A 26,927-nucleotide genomic window follows, 5' to 3' on the forward strand; every position below is an offset into this window, starting at 1 on the left:
ATATTAAACTAGAATATCCACTATTGCTATAAGGAAAATATATATTTGGTTGGTATTTTTGTCCAATTAATATAATTGGTCAAAAAAAGAAAAAGACCTTTCCGCCGCTGCGAAAAAGTCTATGAGATATTTATAAGTGAACCTATTTTGATAATAAAGCAAGCACGGTGTCTAAAATAACATTTACACCTTTTTCACAGTCTTCCCACGTCGTCAGTTCTACCTCGCAATGGCTCTTTCCATTGATACTTGGCACAAACAGCATGGCGGTCGGAACATAGCTGGCAATAAATTGAGCATCATGCCCTGCACCGCTAACCATTCGTTTATTGGAGTATCCAAGCGACTGGGCAGATTGCTCTAAAAGCTCGCAGATTTCCGGCTCAAACCAAACCGTATTCCGTTCCCATAGTTTAGTAGTCTTGATCTCACAGCCTTCATTTTCTGCGAACTGAGGAAGCCCATGAATGAAATCTTTGACGGTGTTGACGATTTCCATATCCTTATGTCTTGCCTCAAGAGTAAAAATTACTTTATTTGGGATAACGGTATGAATGCTTGGATATACGTTCATTCGACCGATTGTAAATACTAACTCTTCATCCAGGCTGCCTAAACGTTGACGGATTTCATTAATAAGGTTGTTCGTTGCAAAAAGAGCATCTTTTCGCATATCCATTGGTGTAGTACCTGCATGGTCGGATTCTCCTGTTACTTCTATTTCATAACAGCACATCCCTACCACACACTCGACAACACCAATGGTGAGTGCCTCTTTTTCTAAAATAGGCCCTTGTTCAATATGCAGCTCTAAAAGGGCAGTCGCTTCTTTGAGTCGATTGTCTACCTCACCCTCATAACCGATAGCCTTTAAGGCCTCTTCAAAGGTAGTACCTTCTGCATCTTTCTTTTGCAGCATAACCGATTTATCAAATTTCCCAGATAGGACACCGGAAGCCATCATAGAAGGCTCGAATCTTGCCCCTTCTTCATTAGTAAAATTAACAATAGTAATTGGAATTTTGGGTTTGATGTTATTTTCTACCAGTGTTCTAACTACTTCTAAGCCGGTAACTACTCCTAGTACACCGTCGAAGCGCCCGCCTTTTTTCACGGTATCCAAATGGGACCCTATTAAAATAGGCGGTTTATTTTCGGTCCCTTCAAGTGTGGCGTACATACATCCCATATCATCGATTTTGACCGACATGCCTAACTCTTCGCAGCAGGAACGAAAGTAATCTCTAACGCGACGGTCTTCCTCTGATAACGACAATCTTGTAACCCCATTGTTTTCTGTCCGGCCAAAATCCGCAAATCGTTCCAGTTCCTTCATCAGTCTTTCCCCATTAATCAATAGCTTTTGTTTTTGCATACTGAACACTCCCCTTTTTAAATAATGAGATTACGTCTGTTTCCATTACTGTTTTATTGAATCTCATGGAGATGAAAAGCTTAGGATGGTTTAGTTGAGCCGATGGAAAAGGATTATGTTACCTTTGTAATTATGTAAAAATTCAGTCAATAAGTTTATTATACAATACTACCAGCCACAGTCATTAGACAAAACATCAAATCTTTCCAAGCAATTGTTTTATAGTTTGTATGATTTCATATTTTTCTTTTACTAAATTAGAAATTATTGTATCTTTGAAGGAAATATATAGATAAGAAACGTGAGGCACATCGTATGTGGAGAAACAGGAATGTTTGGATTTTACTGTCTGGGGAGTTTATTGCGGGCCTGGGGTTGTGGCTGGGCATTATTGGGAACCTAGAGTTTATGCAGGCGAAACTTCCTTCGGATTTCTTAAAATCATTACTTTTAGCAGGAGGGTTACTTGCCGGGATTGCTGTCGGACCATATGCTGGCAGGCTAACCGATCAAGCTAGTAAGAAAAGAGTCATGTTAATAGCCGGTTTCGTACGTGCTATTAGTGTGATTTTTATGCTTATTGCCATCCATACCGGTTCCATTTGGTGGATGGCCGTGTTTTTGGTTCTACTGCAAATTTCAGCTGCTTTTTATTTTCCAGCACTTCAGGCAGCACTTCCACTTATTGTGGCTGATAAAGATTTGCTTCAGTTAAACGGGGTTCATATGAACGTATCTACCCTGTCACGGATTATTGGAACCGCACTGGCTGGAGTCTTGCTGGTGGTTCTGCCCTTATCCATGCTCTATGTAGGTTCGCTTGTAGGATATGTGGGGCTCTTTATCCTTACCTGGTTCTTGAATTTTGGTGAAAGACAACTAGATAAACCAGAAAAGATGAACAACAAGTCTTCAGAGAAGAATAGTTTTAAAGATGTTTTTCCCATCATTAAAAATCTACCGATTGTCTATATGACACTTATTATGACACTTGTACCGGTGCTGTTTCTCGGCGGATTCAACCTGTTAGTCATTAATATCAGTGAACTCCAGCATAGTTCAGCTATAAAAGGTTGGATCTACACTGCTGAAGGGATTTCCTTCATGCTTGGTGCCTTTATTATTAAGCTGATCACTGACAGGGTATCACCTTATATCATATTGTTTTTTTGTTCATTTTTAATCGGCGGCTCAGAGTTGTTCCTTTATTTAGCGAATGTTCCTGTGTTAAGTGTATTGGCCTTTGCCTTATTTGGCTTTTCCGTAGGCTGCTTTTTCCCAACAGCCGCTACCATTTTCCAAACAAAAGTGCCAAAGGAGTATCACGGACGGTTCTTTTCCTTCCGTAATATGCTGGACCGAATTTCCTTTCAGATTGTCCTGCTGATCAGCGGTTTTCTCCTAGATTTAATCGGCCTGCAGCTTATGTGCGTCCTATTCGGTGCAATATCCATTATCACGACCACCATTTTCTACACTAGGCACAAGCGGATACAAATGGTCCAACAAAACCAAAAAAAGGCATCATCCAGTACATAGTGGATGATGCCTTCTTAGATGTCCACGGCAGTAGGACAATTGTCCACGGATGGTGCCTAACACCCCAAAAGTTTTAAATGATGTCCTCTTCTTTGGCTTTTAACGCAGCCTGAAAGCGGTCTTTTACGTCGAGTTTGTGATAGATGCTTGATATGTAGTTTTTGACGGTTCCTTCGGATAAGAAAAGTTTTTCTGCGATTTGTTTGTTGCTGAGACCATAAGCTAAATTTTGGAGGATTTGCTCTTCCCGCTCTGTTAGTCCGTACTTAGGCTTGCTCGGTTTTTCATTAACTTCCTTTGTCGTTTGAATCTGTGAAACTAACGCCTTAGCTAATTCCTGCGATAATAAGGTTCCTTCTTTATGAATATGTTTGATACCGGAAATTAAATCCCTCGGATGAATCGCTTTTAAAAGATAGCCTTCCGCCCCAATCGAGAGAGCTTCTACCACCTGCTCCACCTCTTGAAAAGTTGTTAAAATCATAATTTTAATTCCCGGCCACTTTTGCTTAATGATTCTCGTTGCATCGATACCATTTAATACAGGCATTTGGATATCCATCAACACCAGTGATGGCTGTAGTGTTTCACAAAGCTCTACTGCCTCTGCCCCATTTGCAGCTACCCCCACCACTTCGATGTCGTTATCTGTATTTAATACAAACGCTAAGCTTTCTCGTATTAATTCCTGGTCATCGACAACCAGTAGCTTAATTGTCTTCATTTTCCTACCCCCTTAATGGAAGGGTACAAACTACCGTAACCCCTTCATTTACTATATTTTCAATCCGTAACGTCCCATTAAGTTCCTCTAGTCGATTTTTCATAGCTGTTAATCCAAAACCCCAAATATCGGACTCCATTCTTTTTCCATTGTTAGTCACTTTCAGTTCCATCATTTTTTCCGAAAAATGAATCGTGGCGGAAATAGACGAAGCCTCCCCATGTCGCTTGGAATTTGTCATACACTCCTGTAAACAGCGCACAAAGGTTAATTTTATCCGGGGAGAGACGGTGGGCTCAGCCCCTAAAATAAAAAATCCTACCTTTGTGTTTGTATGCGTTCCGAAATCTGTTATTAATTTTTCCAGTTGGGTTGTTAACGGTAAGTTGTCTTCGGTAGGAGCAATTTGATGAATTGTCCTTCTAACCTCTGATAGTCCCTCTCTAGCTACCTCAGCTAAACTCGTTAATTTTTCAGCCGCAAGCTTAGGGTGACTTTCAATCATATAAGAAATAGCGTCCAATCCAACCGTCACAGATGTAAAATGGTGGCCGATGGAATCATGGAGATCTCTGGCCATCCGATTACGCTCCTCTAACAGGGCTAATTTTTCTACTTCTGCCGCATATTGCTCAAGTGCCTTGTTTTGTTGCTGAATAAGTTCAACCTGTTTCATATTTTCCGATAAAAGATGTTTGTACCGCTTTTGCGATTTCGTAATGAGATTAAAGCCCAACCCAATTCCGAAGAATAAGAGGACATCAATGTATTGCAGGTAAAAGCTAAAAAGGTTATCAATCGTCCAATAACGATTGGCAGGGAGAAGAATTACAAATAGAGGAATAGACCAAGGTGCCGTTCTTTTTGTCATTAAATAGCCAATCATCAGGATGGGCATGAGAATAATGGAAGTGCTTAAATTAATCCCCAAAATAATATTTATATAGATTGAAAATCCGCCTGACAGAATCAGCTCGGTAAGGGCATAAAGAGTAGGATTGCTGTATCCCGGTCGCCAAAAAACTAAGGGAACGAAGAAGCCTAAGGAAACAAAAGCTGCAAATTCCAAATAGGAGAGATGACCAAGCCTTTCGCTGTACACATAATAATACGTTAATCCCGTTGCATACCATCCGCATCTTAATGAGAAGAGTAACCAATCAATCCACATCCAACGTTTACCTTCCAAACCCACCACAACCATTCTACACTTCTATTACTTTTATATTACTTGATGAACCCCATTCGGTATAGTATCCCTTGTCATAAAAAGTCATGACTCATTTCACTACGGTCATATGACTTTTTCTCGATAGTATTAGGATAGAAAAACTATTAGCGCGAATCTATAGGAGGAGTATCAAATGAAAATATTAGGTTATATTGGTATGTTTTTAGGAATTATTTTATTATCTAGCATTGCATTTATCTATTACACGGAAGGCGCAGAGGCTTTCTCTACAAAAACGGTACCCTTGCACGAAGAACAAACAATAACTGGTACGGAAGTGAAGAACCTTTTCGTCCATTCAGATTCTGTTGATGTAAAGGTGATCCACGGTTCCCAAAAGGAGATAACTGTTGAACTAAATGGTGAAGTAAGTGAAAAAATGAAGAATGCCTTTGATTTAACTGTCACTGAGGCGAAAGAAACCTTACTTGTTGATTTAAAAAGAAAATTTCGCCCTTCCTTTACCGTTTTTGCTATGAATAAGAAAACGGAATTGACCGTTACGATACCGGAGCAATTATATGAGAAGGTTCATGTGGAAACCACCTCTGGTGACATACGTGTAAATGATTTATCAGGGAATCAAGTTATGCTTAAAGCCACTTCAGGAGACATTATGGCCCAAAATATCTCTTCAAGTGAAGTATCTGTTCAAGCTTCTTCAGGCGATATTGAAGTAAATGGGATTTACGCCCAACAGATTACAGTTAGAACGTCTTCAGGAGACATTAACGGAAGGCTAGTAGCAGGGTTTTCTAACCTGGCTCTAGAAGCAACGAGTGGTGATATAACTCTTGATGCAAACGAAACATCGTTCACTTTGGACTTCACAGCAACGTCAGGAGAGGGTGAAGTCCACGTACCAGGCTTCCTATACGAAGAAAAAAACGAAGAAAAGATTTTAGGGAAGAAGGGAGATGGCATGCACTCCATCACCGTAAAAACAACCTCAGGCGACTTTACATTCCATGAATAGAAGAAGGGGTGTCCACCACTCACGGACGATTGTCCACAAATGGTGCCTGACACCCCTTTTTTTATTAGCCTATTTTTTTCTTTTGGTTTGCGTTTGTTGGTGCACTTTCCCATGCTTCTAGGTTTTGTAAGCCTTCGATGTTTGAAGTATAGAAGACAGGGTTTTGGCCGTTTGCTTTTTGCTTCTTATAGTCAGCAAGGGCCGCAAAAGCAATTTTTCCTAATAGAATAATAGCGATCAGGTTTATAATAGCCATTAATCCCATGAATAAGTCAGCAAGACTCCAAACAAAGCTCAGTTCTGCTAATGATCCAAACGCAACCATGCCGACAACGGCAATCCGGTACGCGTTTAGCAGCAGCTTGTTATTTTTAATAAATCCAATATTCGATTCACCGTAGTAGTAATTCCCCACTACAGAACTAAAGGCAAATAAGAATACGATAACAGCAAGGAAAATACCCGCCCATGATCCTAAAGAGCCTTCAAGGGCGTTTTGCGTTAAGATAATTCCGTTGCCCTCTTTTGAAGTATATAGACCTGATAATAGAATAATAAACGCAGTGGAGCTACAAATAACAAGTGTATCCACAAAAACACCCAGCGCCTGAATTAGGCCTTGTTTTACAGGATGACTGACATTTGCAGTGGCGGCTGCATTCGGTGCACTACCCATGCCCGCTTCGTTTGAGAACAGCCCACGTTTGATCCCATTCATCATTGCAGCACCAATTGCTCCTCCAGCTACTTCTTTCATACCAAAAGCACTTTCAAAAATTAATGCAAACACGCCAGGAATTTCTGCTATATTCGTTACCATGATGTACAGGGCGATGAGAATATACGCTCCGGCCATAACGGGAACCATCCACTCGGCAACTTTGGCAATGCGCTTTAGTCCGCCAAAAATAATAACGGCAGTAATAACCGATAAGACAACCGCAATAACCATTTTATTAATTCCGAATGAATTGTTCAGAGAGCTTGTAATTGTGTTCGCCTGAACAGAGTTAAAGGCAAGTCCAAAAGTTATGGAAATGAGAACAGCAAAAGTAACCCCCATCCAACGGGCTTTCAATGCTTTTTCCATATAATAAGCGGGACCACCTCGGAAGGTGTCTCCGTCTTTGACTTTATAAATTTGTGCAAGGGTTGCTTCTATAAAAGCAGATGCTGAACCGATCAATGCAATTAGCCACATCCAGAAAACAGCTCCTGGTCCACCGGTAGTGATGGCAATGGCCACTCCTGCAAGGTTTCCTGTTCCTACCCTTGATGCCGTACTGATACAAAAGGCTTGGAAAGATGAGATTCCTTTTTTATCCCCTTTGGTCCCTTCACCCATTAGGAGAAACATCTCTCCCACCATACGGAATTGGACAAACTTTGTTCGTAAAGTGAAATAAAGACCTGATCCAATTAATAACACGATAAGAATATAAGACCAGAGTAAGGTATTGGACTCATTTACAAAATTTTCAATCATCTTCATCTAATCATCACCTTCTACCCCTTGTTTTTTTATATACTGATATAATTTATCAAATTCAAAGAACTCTGACAATGTATGAAGTTTCCAGTTTACTAGACACGATAGAAATCCTCTTTTTCCAAGGGACTTTTTTAAAAGTTTAGGATAATCGTAATATTGTAAAAAAATAGGTCGTTATATCTAATGAAATTATGTAAAATAGAAGTAGGGCTAAAATGGTCCTACCAATTTTAAAAAGAAAAACTAATTTAAGGGTGAACGTAATTGCAATTATTCAGGAAGGAAACAATCCGAATATGCTAAAAGCTAGGCTGTATGACATATCCATCTTTCTTACTGCTCTGGCCATAGCTATTAGCTCAAAACATATAATAATACCCACATCTGACTTTATTAAGGCATTAATTGTGTTTTGGGTTTTCTCCAGTCTGTATTATCACCTTAGAGTTTTTTCAAAAAACGGCAACACTAATTTTGAATATGGTATTAGCTACTGTTTATCATTTGTTTTGTTTACTGGTCCTCTTGGCTTATTCATATTTGAAACGCTCTACCGCTTTACCGTGTATGCTTATAGAAAGTGGACAAAGACCGCTGACCAAAGTGAGTTTACAGACACTTTATATAATATTGGTGCCTTTGTTATTACCAACTCAATAGCCTACTTCTTGTATCTACAATTAGGATCGATCATTGATTTTAATCACTATCACTATGGTTTTTGGATTTCGATGTTTTTACTAACATGTATCGCCTCCCTTCTTTCCGCAACCTTCTTAGTTACTGCTTTTTACATAATGGGTGATTTTAAAACCCTTAAAGAAGGTGTAGACTTTGTTTTTAAAAGTAGAAGTTTGCTTGATTATGGGAAAGTAGCCATCACCAACGGATTGCTTTTCTTGTTTTTAAAAGATGGGAAATGGGATATGTTAATTAGTTTATTTATTTTAAACTATGTGGTAAGCCGTTCCTTTTTCTCGAAGGCTCAAAGCGCTCAGCATAAGCTGGAGAGGGACAAGTTCGAGCAAATGGCCTATACAGACTTCCTGACTGGCGTGCACAACCGTACATTTATGGATAAAAAAATGGCTGAGCTTAATCAATCTGGAGAACAAATTGGTATTGTTGTATGTGACATCGATAAGTTTAAACGAATCAATGACAATTTTAATCACGCAGTAGGTGATAAAGTCATTCAGCACTTTGCTTCTACGCTAAAAAGCTATCTGGATGAAGAGGATTATTTGTTCCGTAGTGGTGGAGAAGAATTTACTCTTTGTCTCAGAAAGAGAGATTATGATCAAACACGGAATCTAGTGAATGAGATTCTGAAGGGCATTGAAAACAACGCAGTAAATGTTGAGTATCAGGGTGAACACGTCTCCATATCCTATACTGCTTCGTTTGGCCTTTATTACTACAAGGTAAACGACCAAATTTCTATTGAAAAAGCCTATATTATGGCTGACCAGCTGTTGTTCCGTTCCAAGGATCTAGGAAAGAACAGAGCTTCCATGGTTAACGGTCTAGCAAAAGCAGTAGTCGTGTAACTAATTTCATACCATTAAAAAAAGAAGCGGTTTGGGCCGCTTCTTTTTTATTTTGGCGTGGGTATCAGGCACCATAAAAAGACATTTGTACACCTAAGACATCTATTTTGTGCAATTTTAGAAGGAATTTTATATCTAAAACTAGGAATTCTACAAAAAAGAAGAGGAATTCTACAAAATTCTAATTAATTCTACAAATTCGTGGTTGTATTCTACAAAACATGGGAATTAACTTCCAAATATAACTCAAAAACATTAGCTCATAGAGATATTCTACAAAACTCAGAAGGAATTCTACAAAACTTCAATTTATTCTACAAATTCAAGGGTGAATTCTACAAAAGTTGGAAATTAACTTCCATTCCATTAATCCAACCAATCAAAAAAAGTGTCAGGCACCAAACATGGACATCTGTCCACAAGCGGTGCCTGACACCAAATTTAAATGCTATATCTAATTATGAAACACGCTTTAGATGTTTGAATTGTCCTTTTGATAGAACGGTTGTTTCAAGGCGGTGGGCCATGAATGCTGCTAGAATAGATAGAACGATGTCCTTTGGCAGCGGAGCAAGCATCCAGAACCAAGCCATTTTATAGGTGAATCCCTCAGGAGCAGCTGCCCAAAGTTTATAAGCAAAGTACATCCAATTGGTTCCGAAAACATAGTTTACAGCCATTCCGATTAAAGCAGCTATAATAAAAGTTGCTAACCCTTTTTTCTTCTCTACTATTTTTCCAATAACAAAGGCAGTGAAAATATAAGAAAGAATAAAGCCAAAGGTAGGTTTAATCAAGATTGATAACCCACCAGAAAAGTCAGCAAAAACAGGAACACCTACCAAACCTACTAACATGTAAACTGTCATAGCGATAGATCCTAATCGACTTCCCAAAATAGCTCCTGCTAGAATAGCAAAAAAAGTTTGAAGCGTAATAGGTACTCCGCCAACATGTAAAAATGGAGCAATGGTACTAATATTCGCACCAATGGCCATTAATGCCACAAACATGGCTGATAGTGTTAAATCAAGTGCTCTTAAATTTTTCATTTACGTTCTCTCCCACCCTACAATATAAATGTCTTAAATTTAAAATAAATGGTAAGACAACCTTTTGTCAACCAAATAATAAAATTGGTTGACAAAAAATTTATCGCTTCTATATTAATAAAGGAAAACTCTTATTTAACTATTACATTTTATGGCTTCTTCCAAAACGCTATTAGGTAGCTTTTATTTTTTTAATAAAATAAAATTTTCAAAAAACATTTTGACAAACTATCTTTTTAAAGGTATATTAAGATAACGAAATTATTATCTGAATTTTATAAAAGTATATTTACATAGGGGGAAACATAGTATGGAAAAACGTCAGCAGTGGGGGTCAAGATACGGATTTATCATGGCGGCAGTTGGTTCGGCAGTTGGTCTAGGGAATATTTGGAGATTCCCAGCCGTTGCCTATGAAAATGGAGGAGGAGCCTTCTTCCTACCTTATCTATTCGCCATTTTAACAGCAGGAATTCCTATCTTAATTTTAGAATTCACGATTGGTCAAAAATACAGAGGTTCCTCACCACTATCATTGTTCCGGTTGAACAAAAAAGCAGAATGGCTTGGTTGGTGGCAGGTATTAATCGCCTTTGTTATTTGTACTTACTACTCTGTTATCATCGCATGGGCTATCAAATATACGATTTATTCATTTGGTACTCAGTGGGGATCAGATCCTAGCAAGTTCTTATTTGGAAAAGTTCTACAGTTATCTGATAAACCAGGTGAAATTGGCGGACTTGTTTCCGGAATTGTCACTCCATTACTTTTTGTATGGGCAGTCACTCTTTTTGTCTTATTTCGTGGAGTTTCAAAAGGAATTGAAAGGCTTAATAAGATTTTCCTTCCTACTCTTGTAGTAATGTTTTTAGTAATCGTCGTTCGTGCTTTAACTCTCGATGGTGCAGCTAGTGGATTAAATGCCTTTTTCAAACCAAATTGGGATATGATTTTAGACGGAAAAGTTTGGATTGCCGCTTATGGACAAATCTTCTTCTCCTTATCTATTGGATTTGCCATCATGATTACGTACTCTAGTTATCTACCAAAAAAATCAGACATTAATAATAATGCCTTCATCACAGCTTTTGCCAACTCTGGATTTGAATTACTAGCTGGTATTGGAGTGTTTGCAGCACTTGGATTTATGGCAAAACAACAGGGAGTACCAATTGATGAAGTGGTTAGCAGTGGAATTGGACTAGCCTTTGTTGTATTCCCAAGCATCATCAACGAGTTCCCTGGCTTAAATGGATTATTCGGTGTATTGTTCTTCCTATCTTTGGTTTTTGCTGGAATGACGTCACTTATTTCCATTGTAGAAACATTTGTGGCTGCTGTTCAGGATAAATTCAATGTCTCACGTACGAAAGCAGTCTTAACTGGAGGACTAACAGCAACGGTTATTTCTCTTCTTTTTGCCACACACGGCGGATTGTATTTACTAGATGTGGTTGATTATTTCATCAATAACTTTGGAATTGTGTTTGCAGGTCTTATTGAAGTAATCTTAGTTGCTTGGTTCTTCAAAGGGTTAACTGGTTTACAAACACATACAAATGAAATTTCTGACCTTCGTGTAGGTACTTGGTGGAAAGTATGCCTTGGTGTCGTTACACCACTTGTTTTGGGTTATATGATGTTTGATAACATTCGTCAAAACTTAAAACAAAATTACGAAAATTATCCTACAGAGCTTATTATGTATGCAGGTCTGTTGGTAGTGGCAGTGACAATCCTTATTGGTATCCTACTATCTCTTAAAGGTTGGAAAGCATCTGCCAATATAGAAGAAAAAAGGGAGGTTGCTTAATATGTCAGGAAGCGCAATAACTATGATGATTGTTGGGATGGTCATTTTATGGGGCGGACTAACAGCCAGCATCCTCAATGTAGTCAGAGTATCAAAAAAGTCAAAAGCTTAACACACAAAAGGATTGAGCAGTTCCACCGCTCAATCCTTTTTCCATGCTGATCAATATTTTTTTGGTCGGCAGTTTTTACAGACTTTGATGGTTTGGTTTGTTTCTGTCTTCTGTGTGTAAAGAAGCTTTACTCCCGTTCTACTGCACAATGGGCATGTCCCACGACCATTTGAAGGCAGATAACTAATCGTTTTTCCCCTATTTCTTTTTGCCATTTTCCATCATCCTTATCTAGAAATCTCTTGTTTCTTTATCTAATGTTGGACTGGCACAAAGATTGATAGGCATATAATTGTTTTTAAGAAAAACTTTCGGACGAACTGGGAAAATCGCTATCCCTTCTCATTCCTCCCAGCAGTATATTCCTCTGACAAATTAGAATCGCTATTTAACAGATTACGAATCTCGTCAGGTACTGGCACCTTCCGCCTTGTTTGACGATTAATCGTTGTTAGAACTACTTCCGCAGCTACCATTCGCTCTTGCTGCTCATTCGTCATCGTTTGCTTCAGTGTAAAACTTGTATTTCCTATCCGCTCTAGAGACGTTCGAACCCATAATCGATCATGATTGAATACTTCTTTTTTATAATCGACCCCAATATGTACAACCACCGCCTCAACCCCAAGGGAGACACAATATCGGTACCACCACTTGCGTCCCTCATCTAAATACTCAAATAGCTTTACATTACTTACGTGACCCCGGTTGGCTTCCGCTACGATGAATAGCTCTGAATAGGCCAAACTTCCATCCCTCCCCCTCCTCAATTGATAAAAAACCACCTATCAATAATTCGCTGCAGAATAGATGGATACCTGCCCGCCCTTTCCACACAACCTCACTAAAAATGGCACGACAACACACCTCTTCCCATAAGATAGCAATAAGAGTTGAGTCTAAACTTTTCAAACGGAGAGGAAAGATGTGGTGCTTTTTTATGAAAAACTATCCAGTTCATTCCCCTTCATTTCAGAACCTTCAAGAGACTGGAATGACATTTGACCAGGTATTTGAACGGATTATTACATTTATGCGATTCGATCCAAACGGAAACTACCGCCTGATGGTAGGGACAGACTCACAGGTCCATAAATCGAATACGGTCTTTATTACCGGAATTGTGATTCAGAATGAGGGTAAAGGTGTATGGGCTTGTATTAGAAAAGTGGTTGTTCCCCGAAAAATGACACATCTCCATGAACGTATATCACTGGAGTTGTCTTTAACAGAAGAGATCGTCTCTCTGTTCACGGAAGAAAGAAAAAATGAATTAATCTCTATTGTCCTTCCTCATTTATACCATGGAGCTACTTTTACTATGGAAGGCCATATTGATATCGGGGCCGGAAAACGGAATAAAACGAGTGAATTTGTCAGGGAAATGGTCACTAGAATGGAATCCATGGGAGTCGAGCCTAAAATCAAGCCGGACGCCTTCGTCGCCTCAAGCTATGCGAACCGATACACAAAATAAGGGTGCCTGGCACTACACAAGGACACTTTGTCCATGAGCGGTGCCTGACACCCTTATTTATTTGCTCAGGCTTTTAAATACATTTTAATTAAATATAGGTGAGTTGAACTTTTACTGTCGTTCCTTTGCCTGGTTCACTTTCAATTTTCATGGTTCCGTTGTGTTCTTGGATGATTTTGTTACTAACGGTTAGACCAAGCCCAATCCCCTTGTCCTTGGTTGTATAGAATGGCGTTCCTAAATAGCCCATTACGTGCGAGTCAATCCCAATGCCTTCATCAGCAAAACTAATCTGAACTCTTTTCCCCGTTAATTTTTCTACATAAACATGGACATTCCCTCCACTCGGCATGGATTCGATGGCGTTTTTAAGAAAATTAACAAAGACTTGTTTCAGTTGATTAGGGCTGCATAATAGTTCAATATCATTTGCTTGATTATAATCATGGTTGATGATTTGAACATTATGCAATAATGCTTGCGGGTGCAAAATATTCACCGTACTATCTAAAATGGAATGTAGGCCCTTCCTTTCAAATTGAATGGCCTGTGGTTTTGCTAGTGACATAAACTCATTGACGATCATATCAATCCGGTCAAGCTCATTCATTATAATGGACAAATAATTATCCTGCTTCTCTTTATCAAGCGTACTTTTTAATAGCTTGGAAAATCCTTTTAATGAAGTCAAAGGATTACGTATCTCGTGCGCGACCCCCGCTGCTAATTGGCCAATGATTGAAAGGCGGTCTAAATTCCGTAAAGCATCATCATTTTTTACCCTATCCGTCACATCTCGTCCAACTGTAACATAGCATTCTACCTCATTCTGCTCATTAAAGATGGGTGTAATTGTAGTCTCGGAATCTATTACTTTATTATCCCCCGTCTTTAATTTCACTTGAAGTAGTTGAGGTTCACCTGTTTCAATTAACCTTTGGTATACTCGTTTAAAGTTTTCTTTTTCCTCCGGAAGGATGAGATCATATACATTTTGACCAATTAGTTGTTCTGGTTTAAAACCAACCCCTTTTTCATGAGAAGGGCTTGCATAGATGATCTCTTTATCTTTGGAATAAAGCTTTATCATATCTGTAGTGTTCTCGGTAATTAATCGATACAATTCACGCGTTCTTTTTAATTCTCTCTCTGTATTTATATGCTCCGTTATATCCCGGTAGATAGCTATTACGGCAATAATTTCCCCCGCTACGTTTCGAAAAGGAGAATAAGACACAGCTATATCCAGAAGCCGTCCATCTTTATGATAACGTTGTGTCACAATGTCATGGAAAAACTCCCCTTGTTTTACCGCGCTTATTATTCCATTCACTACGTCAGGGTTTGGGAATTCCTCAAATTTCCGCCCAAGGATCTCTTCCTCTGTATAGCCGAAAATCTTCGTATACATGCCATTCACTCGAATAAACCGATTCTCCATATCAACAATACAGATTCCATCAGCCGTACAATTAAGAAAAAGATCGATTAATTCATCAGGATTATAGACAACAGACTCATTCTCTTTTCCAAAAATAGGGAAACTCTTAGCCACAAATATCTCTCCAAACACATTAATCTCTACCTTCCATTTTACAGAACTTTGCGACAAAGAAAAGAAGTATTTTTTGGTGAGTGTCAGGCACCAAAGAAAGATACTTTTTGCGATTTATCCATTCCACACTGACATTTTCTTCTAAACTACAATAATTAATTTTTTCCCCCTATCATATTGGACTTCCTTTCCCTCATAAATTTTGAATTAAGGGGGTGGCTAATTGAAAAAAGGTCTATTGGCATTGATTTTATTACCATTTATTTTTTTATTATCAGGATGCGGCGGGGATCCTGTACATGATGATTTGCTTAATTATGTGAATAAAGAAATGAAAGAAGCAGGCAAATTGGAAAGTGCCGCCGTTTCTGCTTATGAAGGCGTTTCTGGGGCAAATTATACCGATGACCAAACGATGTATGACGCATTAACCAAAGACGTTATCCCTAATTACAACGAGTTTATTAAGGAGCTAGATTCTGTCAACATCGAAACGGAGGAATTACAGAATATTCACGAGATTTATATCGAAGGCGCGGATATCCAATTTAAAGCCTTTACTACTATTAAACAGGCTTTAGAAGAACAGGACCCAGCCCTCATTCAACAAGCGAACGACATGCTGGCAGATGCAAGAAAGCATATTCGCGATTATCAGAATAAGCTTGATAAACTAGCAAAAGAACATGATGTAGAAATTAAGAAATAACAGCAGATGATTTCATGAAACAAGGTAGGCCGATTCCCCCTCTGATTTTACAAGAGGAGTACCGGCCTTATTCTTTAACTGATTGGTCTCCATCAGTTTCGTCTAGACTGAATCACGTTTCCGAATCGGCAGTCGCTCGAAATACGTCGCCATTCTCCACAGCCATTCGAGCGGTCCAAACCGAAAAAAGCAGAGCCACATGCTACTGAAGATCAACTGAATGACTACAATAATTAAACAAAGGTAAAATGATTTAGTATATGACAACTGCCCGTATAGGTTTAGTACCTTTCCAGCCAATAACATGAAAACCGTTTGTAAAATATAATTTGTCAGGGCCATCCTACCATAGCTTTTTAGTGGTGATAGTACTTTCTGAACGAGCGGAATTTGTAGCAGTAACACCAACAGTCCCACATAGAATGCAGACACAATTGGTCCGATGGTAATACCGAAATTAATAAACTGCCTCATGTTGTAGGAATGACTGTAACCAAGTTGTTCAAACACCGTCGGGCTAAGTTGATATTGATATAAGAGGCCAACCATACTTAATAAAAACATAATACCTGTGAAAATAGCTACCTTCTTCCACTGTTGCGAGGTCTCCTCAAACACTTGATACTGTCCAGCTGCAATCCCTAAGAGCATTAGTGGAACTACCATAAAAACTTTAGCCGAAAAAAGACTTAAAGCGAGCAGCATAGCTAGGCCAAATAGAAGATTGACCCATTTAGGTGCCCTGTAAAAAGGTAAAATAATGAAGCCGCTAACGGCATAAATGGTCAACGCTTCTCCAGGATGAAACTTTACATGAATCAACCCAAAAAGAAAAAGTACAAACATGCGTCGTAAAAACAGCATGGTTCCCTTTTTCCCTTTCGCCTCGGCACGTGAAATAAATATATAAAACCCAACACCGAATAAAAAAGTAAATATGGTATAAAAGCGACCTTCAACAAATAAATAAAGAAATCGCCAGTAAGAAGCATCCATGGTGCCAGGTTCAGGGAGCTTAACAGACAACAACGGAATAATATTAACTAAAATAATCCCTAATAAAGCAAACCCCCGCAAATAATCGAGCACATACAACCTCTTATCTAATCCCATAGAATTCATCCTTACTCTTGTATGCTTCAAGTTTACTTTCTTCATATTTCAATGATTTGCGATTCACCGTATTTACTTTTGCCATACACGCTTTAGCCTAACTTCCTTTTCCTCGAACTCTAATAGGAATACATCTGGATTACTAAGGTTCTTCCATTGTTCAAAACCAAAATCAGACTGATAGTTTTTCAGTAGTAAAGACATCAAATTCCCATGTGTGACGATGAGGGTATTTTCAGCTTCACCCTTTAATACCTCTTCAACCACACTTACAACCCTCGCCATTGCTACACGGGTTGACTCACCACCATCAAACTTTAAATCCAAATTATTGTAGGTGGCTTGCAGTTTTTCCAACCAATCCTCTAATACCTTTGTACTTAAGATTCGCTCAGATAACCGTTCATCTGTTTCCACTTCGATCTGTTTCAATTCAGCCAGCGGATTCACGGAATGAATCGCTCGTACAAATGGACTGGAAACAATTCGGTTGATTTTTATTTTTGAAAAAAATTCCGCTAACTCAGCTGCCTGCTGGACGCCTTTATTAGTTAAGCGAGCCTCTCTTGGCTGCCCCTCCGCCTCACAATGCCTGACTACGTAAATTCTTCGAGCCATCCATTCCTTCCCCCAAACTCTACTTTTTAATTGCTTTTATTTTTTCATCAAGAACTTCAAAGGTCTTTCTGAGTTTCTCTTTGGGAACAGCTGCAAATCGATCGCCTATATTCACCTCGAAGTAGCATTCCTCCGCGTGGGTTTCTCGTAAATAGCTGGTCAATCCTAGCCCTGTTTCCTCATATACAACTAAAAGAATCGGCTCCAGTTCTTGTTTGGAAACATGTACATGCACATGGAACATATTAGAAACCGGTATGGCCGGCTTGGTTTCGACTGCATGGCATTGATTATAAAGTGCTGCCAGCTCCTTCGCTTCCTCAAAATACTGGGCCATTTTAGGAATCCTTTGATCAAAATAATAATCGGCACTGATTATGTATGGGTAAAGACTAATTAAATCCCCACCGTGGCGTCTTTTCCACACTTTTGATTCCTCTGTAAAGGCCTTTTCACCTGCAAGAATGGCTCCAGCAATGCCTCCAAGCCCCTTATAAAAGGATACATACACACTATCAAAAAGCGCACATATTTCCTCAGCCGACTTTTGATAGTAAGGGATAATTTCAAAGAGTCTTGCCCCATCTAGATGCAATTTGATGCCTTTTTCACGACAGTAAGCTGATATCTCCTCAAGTGTTCGATAATCCGGCAATTGACCACCAATCTCACGCTGTGGTAATTCTAGCAATAAACAAGCAATATCCTCATCCATACCAAGGACATCTTCCAAACTAATTACTCTACTTTTATCTGCCAGCAATACAGGCTCGATATGATGCAATTCCTTTAATCCATCTTCTTCATGGATTTCTAAATGACTCAATGGATGATAAACAACCTTTTTGACACCCTTTTGATCACACCAAATCCGTAAGGCAATTTGCTGCGCCATTGTTCCACTCGGGAAAAATACAGCCGCTTCTTTCCCTAAATATTCTGCCATTTTTGTTTGAAAATCCTCGATGATCTTGCCTTTCCCATACATATCACTTTCCAAATCCCCATCCACATTCGCAAAAGCCTCTTTTAGGACCTGAATGTCTCGATTTCCGTGACCAGGTAATTGATATTCCGTCTCTTTAAATGCATCTAATAATGTTTTCTTTTCATTCATAGTCAACGTTCCTCCCCACTTTTTCTCCGTGTATAAAATATACTCACTTAAACTAATACAAACATATGAAACACAAAGGCTGCAAGGAATATCATCGCCGATATAAGGTGGAATTTCCTCCTGAACCCTGAAGCCTTTTTATGACGCAAATACCCGGCAGCGAGAGTAATACCCAGGAATACCAACGCCAGGTATCCGCTTAACAATTTCACATGATTGAACCCAAGTACTCGACCAAACTCAAATAGGTTGATCCATGCGTGTCCCAAGATGATCGTTGTTGCTAACAAAGCAATTTTAATATGCCATTTCATTAAGTATCGGGAAAACTTTGCAAGGCGTATTTTCACCTTACGGATGGATGTATTTCTGATAACTAGAAATATGAAATACATGTTGATATTAATCAAAAACAGGATGACACCCAACTGTGCTAATGTTTGGCCTGTTACAACTAATGTACTATCATGCGGGCGGAAGAACCATATATACACAACCGATAGAACAATTAATAAAATGTTGGCTACCGTCCAGATACGGTGATACATGAAAGTGCCTCACTCCTTTCACTTACTATCCTAATCGATAAATTAAAAATCGTTCATTCGGATTCTTTTCATAAACATACGGCAGAACCACTTCCTCGATCAATTCAAAAGCTGTTTCCTTTTCTAAAAAGTAAATATAATCTTCCGCTGGATAATATAAAACCAGCTCGATTTCCCGTGGTGATTGTTCATAGGAACACAAAATATTATTAATAATCTTTCTAAATACTTGAACAGAAAAAGGGTTAAAGAAGTAAAATCGATTGTCTTCTTGCTGCACTTCGTACTCTTCTGCTAAACAGCAAAGAAAGTGAACCTTTTCCCTATTAGTCTTTTTCGAATATGTTTTTTGATTTTGAACTGCAGCCTGATAGAGCTCATTATCCATTTCCACCCCTACCACCGAAGCGCCGAAGAAATAGTGGATATAAAAATTAAGACGTCCTTTTCCACAGCCAAAGTCCACAATATGATCTTGGTTATTTAACTTATATTTTTCAAATAACACCTCAAGTGCACTATAAGGTGTCGGTTCATACCGATGATAGTGCAAAGATTTATGAAATCCCTGCTGTACCTCTTTTGTTTTTATGTTTAGTAATTTATCATAATAATGTTCCTTCATGGCTGTCTCCTACCTATTAAAAAACTCATTAAAATCAAACCTCTTTTCATATTATCCCATATCAAAGAAGGAAAAAGGAGAACCATGTAGAAATGTAGAATAAATCGAATCACTATGGAGCTGACGCCCTTTTGAAAATAAAAAAAATCTTAAATAATAATGCCGTTGTGGTTTCTGATAACAATGAAGAGAAAATTGCGATCGGGGCAGGCATCGCTTTTCAAAAGAAAAGAAATGACATAATTAATCCAAATAAAATTGAAAAGCTATTCATCATGAAAGAAAACGAGAAATTTCAGCAGCTTTTACTTAAAATTCCTGAGGAGCATTTTGCCCTCGCTGAGGAAATCATCACATATGCAGAGGAAGCTCTTGGGTCCAAATTAAATGACCATGTCCACATTGCCCTTACCGATCACTTATCCTTTGCAATTGAAAGGGTGCTTCAAGGCATCCAGTTGAAAAACAAGCTGTTCCATGAAATAAAAACGCTCTATAGAAAAGAGTTTGATATCGGAATGTGGGCCATCAAACATATTGAGAATAGGACCACTATCAAAATGCCTGTTGATGAGGCAGCCTATTTGGCACTTCACATTCATACAGCTAAACTGCATGGTGGAGATATGAAGCAAACACTGCGGCAAACGGCGATCATTGGCGAAATGATACATGCGATTAAAGCGTGTCTTCACGTATCCATTGAGGAGGATGACCTATCGTATCAACGATTACTGACCCATCTCCGTTTTACACTTTCTAGAAGCAGCCATTCTGAGCAGCCAGTAATGGACGATGAAATGCTGACTATGATCAAAAAGAAGTTCGCAGTCTCCTATCAATGTGCCAAAAACGTCGCGAAGCTTCTCACAGAACAATACAGCATCCACCTTCCTGAACATGAGCTTGGATACATTACCATCCATATTGAAAGATTAAGAAATCTATAATGACAAAAAAACGCTTAGACTATTCGTACGTCTAAGCGTTTTTCCATATCCATGTATTTTATTTCTTGCGAATCTTCATGATTTCATCCGCTACGAACTGGACATTTGTTCCTACGATGACTTGAATGCTTTGTTTTCCAACGATATTAATCCCTGGAACACCGGTTGCCTTAATTTTCTTTTGGTCCACAACATCCATGTCTTTCACTTCTAATCGTAAGCGTGTTACACAGTTATCGACAGAAACCACATTGGCGTCGCCGCCCAATCCTTCATAGATCTGTGCTGCCATTACTGCAAATTTACTTTCACCTGTAGCAACACCCACTTCGCCAGCTTCAGCCTCGTCATCATCTTCCTCACGACCAGGAGTCATTAAGTTGAACTTGACGATAATGAATCGGAATAAGAAGTAGTAGATCACCGCAAATACGAGACCTTGAACTAGTAACATATATGGCTGATTGGCAATTGGTATTCTTAAGCTTAGCACAAAGTCGACTAGACCCGCACTAAAGCCGAAACCAGCTGTCCAATGGAACGCTGCTGCAATGGCTAATGACAGACCTGTCAAAATCGCATGTACAAGGTAAAGCATTGGTGCAACAAACATAAAAGCAAATTCAATTGGTTCCGTTACACCTGTAAAGAAGGCCGCGAAGCCCGCAGCTAACATCAAGGAAGCTACTTGTTTTTTCTTCTTTGTTTTTGCCGTATGAACCATTGCTAACGCGGCAGCTGGAAGGCCAAACATCATTACAGGGAAGAATCCTGCTTGATACATGCCTGTTACGCCTTTTTCCCCTTTACTTGCCCAGAAGTTCCCAATGTCATTGATACCAGCCACATCAAACCAGAACACCGAGTTTAACGCATGGTGTAACCCTGTTGGTATTAATAGACGGTTGAAGAAACCATATAGACCGGCACCAAGCGCACCTAATTTTGAAATTCCTTCACCGAAAGAAACTAATCCAGTGAAAATGACTGGCCATACGAAAAATAATACAGCTGAAACCACTAACATCGAAACCGCCGTCATAATTGGCACTAATCGCTTGCCGCTAAAGAATGCCAATGCATCCGGTAATTTCACATGACTGAAACGATTGAACATCGTTGACGCGACAATACCTGAAAGAATCCCTACAAACGCATTTCCAATTTTTCCAAACGCAGGGTCTACCTTTGCTGGATCAATGCCTTGTAATAAAGCCACTGTATTGGTTGAAAGCAAGGTAGTAACAACTAGATAGGCGACCAAACCACTCAGCGCAGCCGACCCATCTTTTTCCTTTGCCATCCCAAGTGCTACCCCAACTGCAAATAGGATTGGGATATTATCAATAATCGACGCCCCTGCTTTAATTAAGAAAGCGGCGAGCGCACTGTCTGCTCCCCAGCCAGTAGGGTCAATCCAGTAACCGATACCCATTAAAATCGCAGCAGCTGGTAATACAGCTACCGGCAGCATCAAGGAACGACCAATTCTCTGTAAATATTTCTTCATTTTCTAACCTCCTCTTAAAATGACGACCTACTAACAAAACAACTAATCATACAAAATACGAACAACTAAAAATAAAATAATTCCCTAAAAAAAATGCACAATAGCCGCCGTTTTGTCAGTCTACTACCCCCACCATCACCTCCTTTAAGCCTCAGTAATAATAACGGTTTCCCCTTTAATGCTCTTTTTTTCTTGTGTAAAAATGTACTGTTTGCCATTTTCATTACTATTTGTAATAACAATAGGTGTTATGATACTTTTTGTGCGTTTTTTTATCATATCCAACTCAAATTCCATCAACAGCTGCCCGGTAGTCACTTTATCCCCCACATTGACCCCTATCGTAAATCCTTCCCCGTTTAAAGATACGGTTTCGAGACCGACATGAATGAGAATTTCGGTTCCATCTACCGCACGAATACCAATCGCATGCTTAGTCTCTGCAATGAGAATGATGCTACCCTTTACAGGTGAATAAACTTTTCCCTCTTCAGGGATCATAGCGATTCCCTCACCCATCATCTTTTGACTAAACACCGGATCTGGAACCTCGCTCAGCGGTAGGATTTCTCCATTTACTGGTGCATATATAGAAGCTTTCTCCTTTTTAAATATGTTAAATCTCATCTTCTTTACTCCTTTTTTCTTGGTTAAATGTCCATCTAACCCTATTATTATCTTACGGTCTTGTATTAACTCCTAGTACTAAAAAAAGCGGAAGCGCCTTGGTCAGCCCCGACAGGCAAATGTTCTTCTGCAAGAAAAGTCGCTCTTTGACTTTTATTGCAGAAGAACATTTGACCCGAGCTGTAACAATCATCGCTTTATCAAGCCATGATTGTTACAAGATACTCAAGGTAGATTATTCAGGGTGAAAACTGGCTAGGCGCTGGAACTGGACAATTCTCGAAGTCGAGTTTTATGCTTTCTGAGTAAAATAAAAAAGGCATGGAGGTATAATAAAAGGACATGAAAATGCCTTTCATTTTACCACCATGCCTGATCGTATCAGTAACATGTGATCATTATTAATAATAACCTTATCATATCATTTTTCTGCAAGATTACAATATGTAAGCGCAAACATTTTCTTAACGCTATGATTTTTTCAATAACTCATGGATGATTTTTTCACAGATTTCATGTGTTTTAAGCGCATCTTGTGCAGAAATCCCTGGGGTTGAATTTGTTTGTACCGATTGGACAAAATCTGCTACCATCTGTTCAAACCCACGTCTTAATAAGGTGGACTCCCAGTCGCTGCTCCGGACATCAATTGTTTCCATATTTTTTAAAATAGTCAGTTTGGACACATTGTGGACCGTTCTTTTTTCAAGCGGCCCCATGACCTCGGCTATTTCCTCGTTCGTCCCATTATCCCGATTCATGATGCCAATGGCCGACCTGCCGTCACCAGCAATGAATTGAACCACTACATGATAAAGAGTCTCCCCAACCATTCTCCCGTTGACAATCAAATCTTTAATGGGGTACGGAAATAGATATCTCATTGTATCTACTACATGAATAAAATCATCATAAATAAACGTCCGCGGTTCTCCTGGTAAACTATTGCGGTTCTTCTGAACCACGACCATATTTGGCTCCGCCACTTCTTTTAATTTTGTATAGGAAGGTGCATATCTCCGGTTAAACCCCGTCATTAGAATGAGTCCCTTTTCCTCCGCCAGCTCGACAAGCCTTTTCGCTCCATCATAGTTATCGGAAATAGGCTTATCAACAAACACATGAATACCACGTGTTAAGAGTGCCTCCACAATTTCCTCATGGGAAGCGGTAGAGGAGTGAACAAATGCCCCGCTAATGCCACTGTTCATTAAGGACTCCATGTCAGAATGAAGATGTTCAAACCGGTACTTGCTGCCAATGGACCTTAGCTTCTCTTGATTTCTTGTATAAAAATGAAACTCAATTTCTTTCATGCCGCTATAGACCGGCAGATATGCTTTTTGCGCAATATCCCCTAGACCAATGACACCCAATTTAAGCATTTTGTTCCCCCTCCAAACTTAATCCCGGTATTGTATAGCTAGTCCTTTTAAGAAGTTTCTAGCGTATTTGTCACCGCACTCTTTATAATTTTTATGGCCTACTTTTCTTAATAAAGCACTTAATTCACCTTTTGTGATCGTAATCCCTGCACTATCAAATATATCAATCATATCCTCACTAGTTAGAGTTAGTGCTATTTTCAATTTCTTTAAAAGGATATTATTCACACTTTCCTTAGAGAATTGCGGTCTATCAGGTTGGCCTGGTTTTGGTTCTATCTTGCCGCGCTTAAAGGTAATAAGGCCATTTAAAAATGACTCAAACATCTTATTATTGCATTTTATTACGTCTTCCTCATTGTCTTCCTCATACTCTACATCATCATTTGATTTTGTAAGTATTTTAAGGACTTCCTCTTTTGTAACTTCAACGCCACCAAGCTTAAAGATCTCAACCATATCCGTATTTTTTATATCCAAAGCATATCTTAATCGTATTAATATATCATTATTTTCCATTTAGAATAGAAACCTCCATACTTCTTCTACTTTCTCACAAGCCATGCACAGCACTCGACATGCGTCGTCATTGGGAACATATCAACCGGTTGCACTTCTACTGTCCTGTAGCCTCCGTCTTCTAAAATCCGCAGATCCCTTGCTAACGTTCCTGGGTTGCAAGATACGTAGACAACCTTCTTCGGCTTCATCTCAATAATCGTTTGCAGTAATGCTTCATCGCAGCCTTTGCGCGGCGGGTCCACTACTAAAACATCCGCCGAATTTCCTTCCTTGTACCACTTTGGAATGACAACCTCTGCTTCCCCAGCTGCAAATTCTGCGTTCTTGATCTCATTCAATGCCGCATTTCGCTTTGCATCTTCAATCGCCTCAGGAACAACTTCTACACCAAATACTTTTTTGGCCTTTTGTGCTAAAAACAAAGAAATCGTTCCAATGCCACAATAGGCATCAATGACATTTTCTTCTCCACTTAGATTCGCATATTCCAATGCTTTGTCATACAAGACCTTTGTCTGAACAGGATTTACCTGGTAAAACGATAGAGCTGATATCGCAAACTTTACATCACCAATATAATCATAGATGACCTCATTCCCCCATAAAACATTGGTTTTCTCCCCCATGATTACATTGGTTCGTTTGGAATTTACATTGTGAACGATTGATTTTAACTTAGGCAATCGAGCGACCATTTCCTCAATCAGCTTGTTTTTCTGTGGCAGGTCCGTGATTCTTGTGATAATCACAACCATCAGTTCCTCCGTCTGCTTACCATAGCGCGCCATAATATGCCTAAGTACACCTTTATGGCTTTCCTCCTGGTAGGCAGGAATACCAAGCTCGTTGCAAATTTCCTTTACTACTTGTACCGCTTCATTAACCTCCGGCAACTGAATCAAGCTTTCATTGGTGTCCACAATTTCATGGCTTCTTGGCTTAAAAAATCCAGCAATCAGTTTACCATCTTTCTCTCCGACTGGTACCTGTGCTTTGTTGCGGTAATGGAACGGTTCTTCCATCCCTAGAATCGGATGTACGACCACATCCTCTAACTTTCCGATCCGAGTGAGCACTTGCCGAACTTGATTTTCTTTATATTTCAGCTGCCCTTCATAGCTAATGTGCTCAAGCTGACAGCCGCCGTATTTATGTTTTTCTTCACTGGGAATTTCAACACGGTACGGGCTTTTTTCATAAAGCTCGATTAACCGGCCGATTCCGTATCCTTTACCGGTCTTAATTACCTTAACCTTTGCTTTTTCACCAGGCAGACCATTGGGGATGAATAACGGATAACCCTCAACCTTTGCAACTCCTGCTCCGTCATGGGTTATATCCTCAAAAATGACATCTATATAATCGTTCTTATTTACCGGTACTGTTCTGCTCATTTGCTTCGTCCTTTGCTCCGTTTTTGACTAGAAGAATTGTATCACATTCTGAGGAAGAATACGAAACAGGGTCACATGCGGGATGTAATTTATGCTAAAATTTTCCTATACCTTTATTTTGAATGAGAGGAGGCATTATGAAAAAAAGAAATTGGCTTTACCTTTGCTTGGTTGTTCTATTATTTACAGCAGGCTGGTATGGTTATCAAACTGCAACTGACGATACCTATGAAGGCATGTCCATTATTCCTGAAGAGCATAAAGATATCCCCTTATATCCCGGATTAGAACCAACAAGAAGCGATTATGTGATGGAAGGCGATTCTTGGCAGGAGGTTTTCTCGTTTTATGAAAAAAATCTTCCCAAATACGGTTGGAAGTTAAATTTAAAGGGTTCCGCACTTGATGATAAGGATCCTGAAAACGATTGGTCGGGAGCGTATTCTGAGTGGACAAAGGAAGGGTTCGACGGTGTATTATGGATATCGGCCAGCTACAATCAAGGGGACAAGCAAACAGAAGTCATGTTTGATCAAACTCCTATTCTACATTCTTCCACTTGGATTGAGCACACACCTGAAAGCCTATGCATTCATGCTGATGCGTTACGGTCACACTGTGAGAAGATTACTGACCCGGATGAAATAAAGGCAATTATTCATTTTATTAACAATGCTTATGATTCAAAAGAAAAAGCACCTGCTCAAGTTGATGAAGGCAGGATAGACTTTGGAACCTTTGATGTTTACTTCCTTTATAAAAAAGATGCGGAAATTATTCTTTGGTCAGATAAGGGGACAAAAACAATGAAGCCCGAGCCGGAGTTTTTGGCGCTTTTGAAGATTTCATCCTAAGAGTGGTTCTTTATCGGCTTTATGAAGGACAGTTCTTTTCATATTCTCTTACGTTT

General features: G+C 39.3%; 26 protein-coding genes. 9 read left to right on the forward strand and 17 right to left on the reverse strand.

Going from position 1 to position 26,927, the window contains the following annotated elements; all coding sequences use genetic code 11:
- Window positions 1-142 precede the first annotated feature (142 nt).
- Window positions 143-1,375 (reverse strand): Zn-dependent hydrolase, encoded by a 1,233-nt coding sequence (locus RCG25_RS24115; RefSeq protein ID WP_308081338.1) that lies wholly within the window; start codon window positions 1,373-1,375, stop codon window positions 143-145.
- 315 nt (window positions 1,376-1,690) lie between these two features.
- Here RCG25_RS24115 and RCG25_RS24120 point away from each other — a divergent pair, with 315 nt between their 5' ends.
- On the forward strand, window positions 1,691-2,914 hold the full coding sequence (locus tag RCG25_RS24120) for an MFS transporter (protein ID WP_308081339.1): 1,224 nt from the start codon (window positions 1,691-1,693) through the stop codon (window positions 2,912-2,914).
- A 73-nt stretch (window positions 2,915-2,987) separates the two neighbouring features.
- On the opposite strand, the gene RCG25_RS24125 is transcribed toward RCG25_RS24120, so the two are convergent.
- Together RCG25_RS24125 and RCG25_RS24130 are read right to left on the reverse strand one after the other, a co-directional pair.
- On the reverse strand, window positions 2,988-3,638 hold the full coding sequence (locus RCG25_RS24125) for a response regulator transcription factor (RefSeq protein WP_308081340.1): 651 nt from the start codon (window positions 3,636-3,638) through the stop codon (window positions 2,988-2,990).
- 4 nt (window positions 3,639-3,642) lie between these two features.
- Entirely contained in the window at window positions 3,643-4,842 is a 1,200-nt protein-coding gene (locus RCG25_RS24130; RefSeq protein WP_308081341.1) for a sensor histidine kinase, read from the reverse strand.
- Between the two features lie 160 nt (window positions 4,843-5,002).
- Here RCG25_RS24130 and RCG25_RS24135 point away from each other — a divergent pair, with 160 nt between their 5' ends.
- Window positions 5,003-5,845 (forward strand): DUF4097 family beta strand repeat-containing protein, encoded by an 843-nt coding sequence (locus RCG25_RS24135; RefSeq protein ID WP_308081342.1) that lies wholly within the window; start codon window positions 5,003-5,005, stop codon window positions 5,843-5,845.
- 64 nt (window positions 5,846-5,909) lie between these two features.
- Here RCG25_RS24135 and RCG25_RS24140 read toward each other — a convergent pair whose 3' ends face one another.
- On the reverse strand, window positions 5,910-7,337 hold the full coding sequence (locus tag RCG25_RS24140) for an alanine/glycine:cation symporter family protein (protein WP_308081343.1): 1,428 nt from the start codon (window positions 7,335-7,337) through the stop codon (window positions 5,910-5,912).
- Between the two features lie 215 nt (window positions 7,338-7,552).
- Between RCG25_RS24140 and RCG25_RS24145 the strand changes: the two genes are divergently transcribed.
- Window positions 7,553-8,887, forward strand: coding sequence for a GGDEF domain-containing protein (locus RCG25_RS24145; RefSeq protein ID WP_308081344.1), 1,335 nt, complete (start codon window positions 7,553-7,555; stop codon window positions 8,885-8,887).
- 458 nt (window positions 8,888-9,345) lie between these two features.
- Here the strand turns inward: RCG25_RS24145 and RCG25_RS24150 are convergent, their stop codons facing one another.
- The gene (locus RCG25_RS24150; protein ID WP_308081345.1) at window positions 9,346-9,939 is read right to left on the reverse strand and encodes a biotin transporter BioY; all 594 of its coding nucleotides are present in this window, start codon (window positions 9,937-9,939) and stop codon (window positions 9,346-9,348) included.
- Between the two features lie 310 nt (window positions 9,940-10,249).
- Here RCG25_RS24150 and RCG25_RS24155 point away from each other — a divergent pair, with 310 nt between their 5' ends.
- Both RCG25_RS24155 and RCG25_RS24160 read left to right on the forward strand, forming a co-directional pair.
- On the forward strand, window positions 10,250-11,755 hold the full coding sequence (locus RCG25_RS24155) for a sodium-dependent transporter (RefSeq protein WP_308081346.1): 1,506 nt from the start codon (window positions 10,250-10,252) through the stop codon (window positions 11,753-11,755).
- Between the two features lies 1 nt (window position 11,756).
- On the forward strand, window positions 11,757-11,867 hold the full coding sequence (locus tag RCG25_RS24160) for a methionine/alanine import family NSS transporter small subunit (RefSeq protein WP_308081347.1): 111 nt from the start codon (window positions 11,757-11,759) through the stop codon (window positions 11,865-11,867).
- A gap of 332 nt (window positions 11,868-12,199) precedes the next feature.
- Here the strand turns inward: RCG25_RS24160 and RCG25_RS24165 are convergent, their stop codons facing one another.
- On the reverse strand, window positions 12,200-12,613 hold the full coding sequence (locus tag RCG25_RS24165) for an acyl-CoA thioesterase (RefSeq protein ID WP_308081348.1): 414 nt from the start codon (window positions 12,611-12,613) through the stop codon (window positions 12,200-12,202).
- Between the two features lie 194 nt (window positions 12,614-12,807).
- Here RCG25_RS24165 and RCG25_RS24170 point away from each other — a divergent pair, with 194 nt between their 5' ends.
- Window positions 12,808-13,344, forward strand: coding sequence for a ribonuclease H-like YkuK family protein (locus RCG25_RS24170; protein ID WP_308081349.1), 537 nt, complete (start codon window positions 12,808-12,810; stop codon window positions 13,342-13,344).
- Window positions 13,345-13,432: 88 nt separating this feature from the next.
- On the opposite strand, the gene RCG25_RS24175 is transcribed toward RCG25_RS24170, so the two are convergent.
- A complete protein-coding gene (locus RCG25_RS24175; protein WP_308081350.1) occupies window positions 13,433-14,899 on the reverse strand; it encodes a PAS domain-containing sensor histidine kinase in 1,467 nt (488 codons plus the stop codon).
- Window positions 14,900-15,122: 223 nt separating this feature from the next.
- Here RCG25_RS24175 and RCG25_RS24180 point away from each other — a divergent pair, with 223 nt between their 5' ends.
- Entirely contained in the window at window positions 15,123-15,608 is a 486-nt protein-coding gene (locus RCG25_RS24180) for a hypothetical protein (RefSeq protein WP_308081351.1), read from the forward strand.
- Between the two features lie 102 nt (window positions 15,609-15,710).
- Here RCG25_RS24180 and RCG25_RS24185 read toward each other — a convergent pair whose 3' ends face one another.
- The 5 genes from RCG25_RS24185 to RCG25_RS24205 form a co-directional block, all read right to left on the reverse strand.
- Window positions 15,711-16,730, reverse strand: a complete 1,020-nt coding sequence (locus RCG25_RS24185) for a DUF418 domain-containing protein (protein WP_308084266.1) — start codon at window positions 16,728-16,730, stop codon at window positions 15,711-15,713.
- A 63-nt stretch (window positions 16,731-16,793) separates the two neighbouring features.
- Entirely contained in the window at window positions 16,794-17,339 is a 546-nt protein-coding gene (locus RCG25_RS24190; RefSeq protein WP_308081352.1) for a histidine phosphatase family protein, read from the reverse strand.
- Window positions 17,340-17,358: 19 nt separating this feature from the next.
- A complete protein-coding gene (locus RCG25_RS24195) occupies window positions 17,359-18,456 on the reverse strand; it encodes a threonine aldolase family protein (protein ID WP_308081353.1) in 1,098 nt (365 codons plus the stop codon).
- 47 nt (window positions 18,457-18,503) lie between these two features.
- The gene (locus RCG25_RS24200) at window positions 18,504-19,004 is read right to left on the reverse strand and encodes a hypothetical protein (protein WP_308081354.1); all 501 of its coding nucleotides are present in this window, start codon (window positions 19,002-19,004) and stop codon (window positions 18,504-18,506) included.
- Window positions 19,005-19,029: 25 nt separating this feature from the next.
- Window positions 19,030-19,629: a class I SAM-dependent methyltransferase gene (locus RCG25_RS24205; protein WP_308081355.1), complete on the reverse strand. Its 600-nt coding sequence runs from the start codon at window positions 19,627-19,629 to the stop codon at window positions 19,030-19,032.
- A gap of 131 nt (window positions 19,630-19,760) precedes the next feature.
- Between RCG25_RS24205 and RCG25_RS24210 the strand changes: the two genes are divergently transcribed.
- Window positions 19,761-20,579 (forward strand): PRD domain-containing protein, encoded by an 819-nt coding sequence (locus RCG25_RS24210; RefSeq protein ID WP_308081356.1) that lies wholly within the window; start codon window positions 19,761-19,763, stop codon window positions 20,577-20,579.
- Window positions 20,580-20,637: 58 nt separating this feature from the next.
- Here RCG25_RS24210 and nagE read toward each other — a convergent pair whose 3' ends face one another.
- The 5 genes from nagE to rlmD all read right to left on the reverse strand — a co-directional run bounded on the left by nagE (window position 20,638) and on the right by rlmD (window position 26,017).
- Window positions 20,638-22,089, reverse strand: a complete 1,452-nt coding sequence (gene nagE / locus RCG25_RS24215; RefSeq protein WP_308081357.1) for an N-acetylglucosamine-specific PTS transporter subunit IIBC — start codon at window positions 22,087-22,089, stop codon at window positions 20,638-20,640.
- Between the two features lie 144 nt (window positions 22,090-22,233).
- On the reverse strand, window positions 22,234-22,716 hold the full coding sequence (locus RCG25_RS24220; RefSeq protein ID WP_308081358.1) for a PTS sugar transporter subunit IIA: 483 nt from the start codon (window positions 22,714-22,716) through the stop codon (window positions 22,234-22,236).
- Window positions 22,717-23,186: 470 nt separating this feature from the next.
- Entirely contained in the window at window positions 23,187-24,101 is a 915-nt protein-coding gene (locus tag RCG25_RS24225; RefSeq protein WP_308081359.1) for a Gfo/Idh/MocA family protein, read from the reverse strand.
- Window positions 24,102-24,119: 18 nt separating this feature from the next.
- On the reverse strand, window positions 24,120-24,620 hold the full coding sequence (locus RCG25_RS24230) for a YehS family protein (RefSeq protein WP_308081360.1): 501 nt from the start codon (window positions 24,618-24,620) through the stop codon (window positions 24,120-24,122).
- 26 nt (window positions 24,621-24,646) lie between these two features.
- Window positions 24,647-26,017, reverse strand: coding sequence for a 23S rRNA (uracil(1939)-C(5))-methyltransferase RlmD (gene rlmD, locus RCG25_RS24235; RefSeq protein ID WP_308081361.1), 1,371 nt, complete (start codon window positions 26,015-26,017; stop codon window positions 24,647-24,649).
- Between the two features lie 137 nt (window positions 26,018-26,154).
- On the opposite strand from rlmD, the gene RCG25_RS24240 reads away from it, so the two are divergent.
- Window positions 26,155-26,871 carry a hypothetical protein gene (locus RCG25_RS24240; protein ID WP_308081362.1) on the forward strand — a complete coding sequence of 239 codons (717 nt, stop codon included), beginning with the start codon at window positions 26,155-26,157 and terminating at the stop codon, window positions 26,869-26,871.
- Window positions 26,872-26,927: the final 56 nt, after the last annotated feature.

Source organism: Neobacillus sp. PS2-9 (genome assembly GCF_030915525.1).
Lineage (GTDB): Bacteria > Bacillota > Bacilli > Bacillales > Cytobacillaceae > Neobacillus.

Excerpts from the sequence above, each read along its gene's own strand:
- RCG25_RS24220 (WP_308081358.1), bottom strand. The coding sequence starts at position 22,716 with ATGAGATTTAACATATTTAAAAAGGAGAAAGCTTCTATATATGCACCA.
- RCG25_RS24125 (WP_308081340.1), bottom strand. The coding sequence starts at position 3,638 with ATGAAGACAATTAAGCTACTGGTTGTCGATGACCAGGAATTAATACGA.
- RCG25_RS24130 (WP_308081341.1), bottom strand. The coding sequence starts at position 4,842 with ATGGTTGTGGTGGGTTTGGAAGGTAAACGTTGGATGTGGATTGATTGG.
- RCG25_RS24155 (WP_308081346.1), top strand. The coding sequence starts at position 10,250 with ATGGAAAAACGTCAGCAGTGGGGGTCAAGATACGGATTTATCATGGCG.
- nagE (WP_308081357.1), bottom strand. The coding sequence starts at position 22,089 with ATGAAGAAATATTTACAGAGAATTGGTCGTTCCTTGATGCTGCCGGTA.
- RCG25_RS24240 (WP_308081362.1), top strand. The coding sequence starts at position 26,155 with ATGAAAAAAAGAAATTGGCTTTACCTTTGCTTGGTTGTTCTATTATTT.
- RCG25_RS24160 (WP_308081347.1), top strand. The coding sequence starts at position 11,757 with ATGTCAGGAAGCGCAATAACTATGATGATTGTTGGGATGGTCATTTTA.
- RCG25_RS24145 (WP_308081344.1), top strand. The coding sequence starts at position 7,553 with ATGGTCCTACCAATTTTAAAAAGAAAAACTAATTTAAGGGTGAACGTA.
- RCG25_RS24195 (WP_308081353.1), bottom strand. The coding sequence starts at position 18,456 with ATGAATGAAAAGAAAACATTATTAGATGCATTTAAAGAGACGGAATAT.
- RCG25_RS24205 (WP_308081355.1), bottom strand. The coding sequence starts at position 19,629 with ATGAAGGAACATTATTATGATAAATTACTAAACATAAAAACAAAAGAG.
- RCG25_RS24120 (WP_308081339.1), top strand. The coding sequence starts at position 1,691 with ATGTGGAGAAACAGGAATGTTTGGATTTTACTGTCTGGGGAGTTTATT.
- RCG25_RS24225 (WP_308081359.1), bottom strand. The coding sequence starts at position 24,101 with ATGCTTAAATTGGGTGTCATTGGTCTAGGGGATATTGCGCAAAAAGCA.
- RCG25_RS24230 (WP_308081360.1), bottom strand. The coding sequence starts at position 24,620 with ATGGAAAATAATGATATATTAATACGATTAAGATATGCTTTGGATATA.
- RCG25_RS24150 (WP_308081345.1), bottom strand. The coding sequence starts at position 9,939 with ATGAAAAATTTAAGAGCACTTGATTTAACACTATCAGCCATGTTTGTG.
- RCG25_RS24190 (WP_308081352.1), bottom strand. The coding sequence starts at position 17,339 with ATGGCTCGAAGAATTTACGTAGTCAGGCATTGTGAGGCGGAGGGGCAG.
- RCG25_RS24200 (WP_308081354.1), bottom strand. The coding sequence starts at position 19,004 with ATGTATCACCGTATCTGGACGGTAGCCAACATTTTATTAATTGTTCTA.
- RCG25_RS24185 (WP_308084266.1), bottom strand. The coding sequence starts at position 16,730 with ATGAATTCTATGGGATTAGATAAGAGGTTGTATGTGCTCGATTATTTG.
- RCG25_RS24140 (WP_308081343.1), bottom strand. The coding sequence starts at position 7,337 with ATGAAGATGATTGAAAATTTTGTAAATGAGTCCAATACCTTACTCTGG.
- RCG25_RS24135 (WP_308081342.1), top strand. The coding sequence starts at position 5,003 with ATGAAAATATTAGGTTATATTGGTATGTTTTTAGGAATTATTTTATTA.
- rlmD (WP_308081361.1), bottom strand. The coding sequence starts at position 26,017 with ATGAGCAGAACAGTACCGGTAAATAAGAACGATTATATAGATGTCATT.
- RCG25_RS24170 (WP_308081349.1), top strand. The coding sequence starts at position 12,808 with ATGAAAAACTATCCAGTTCATTCCCCTTCATTTCAGAACCTTCAAGAG.
- RCG25_RS24115 (WP_308081338.1), bottom strand. The coding sequence starts at position 1,375 with ATGCAAAAACAAAAGCTATTGATTAATGGGGAAAGACTGATGAAGGAA.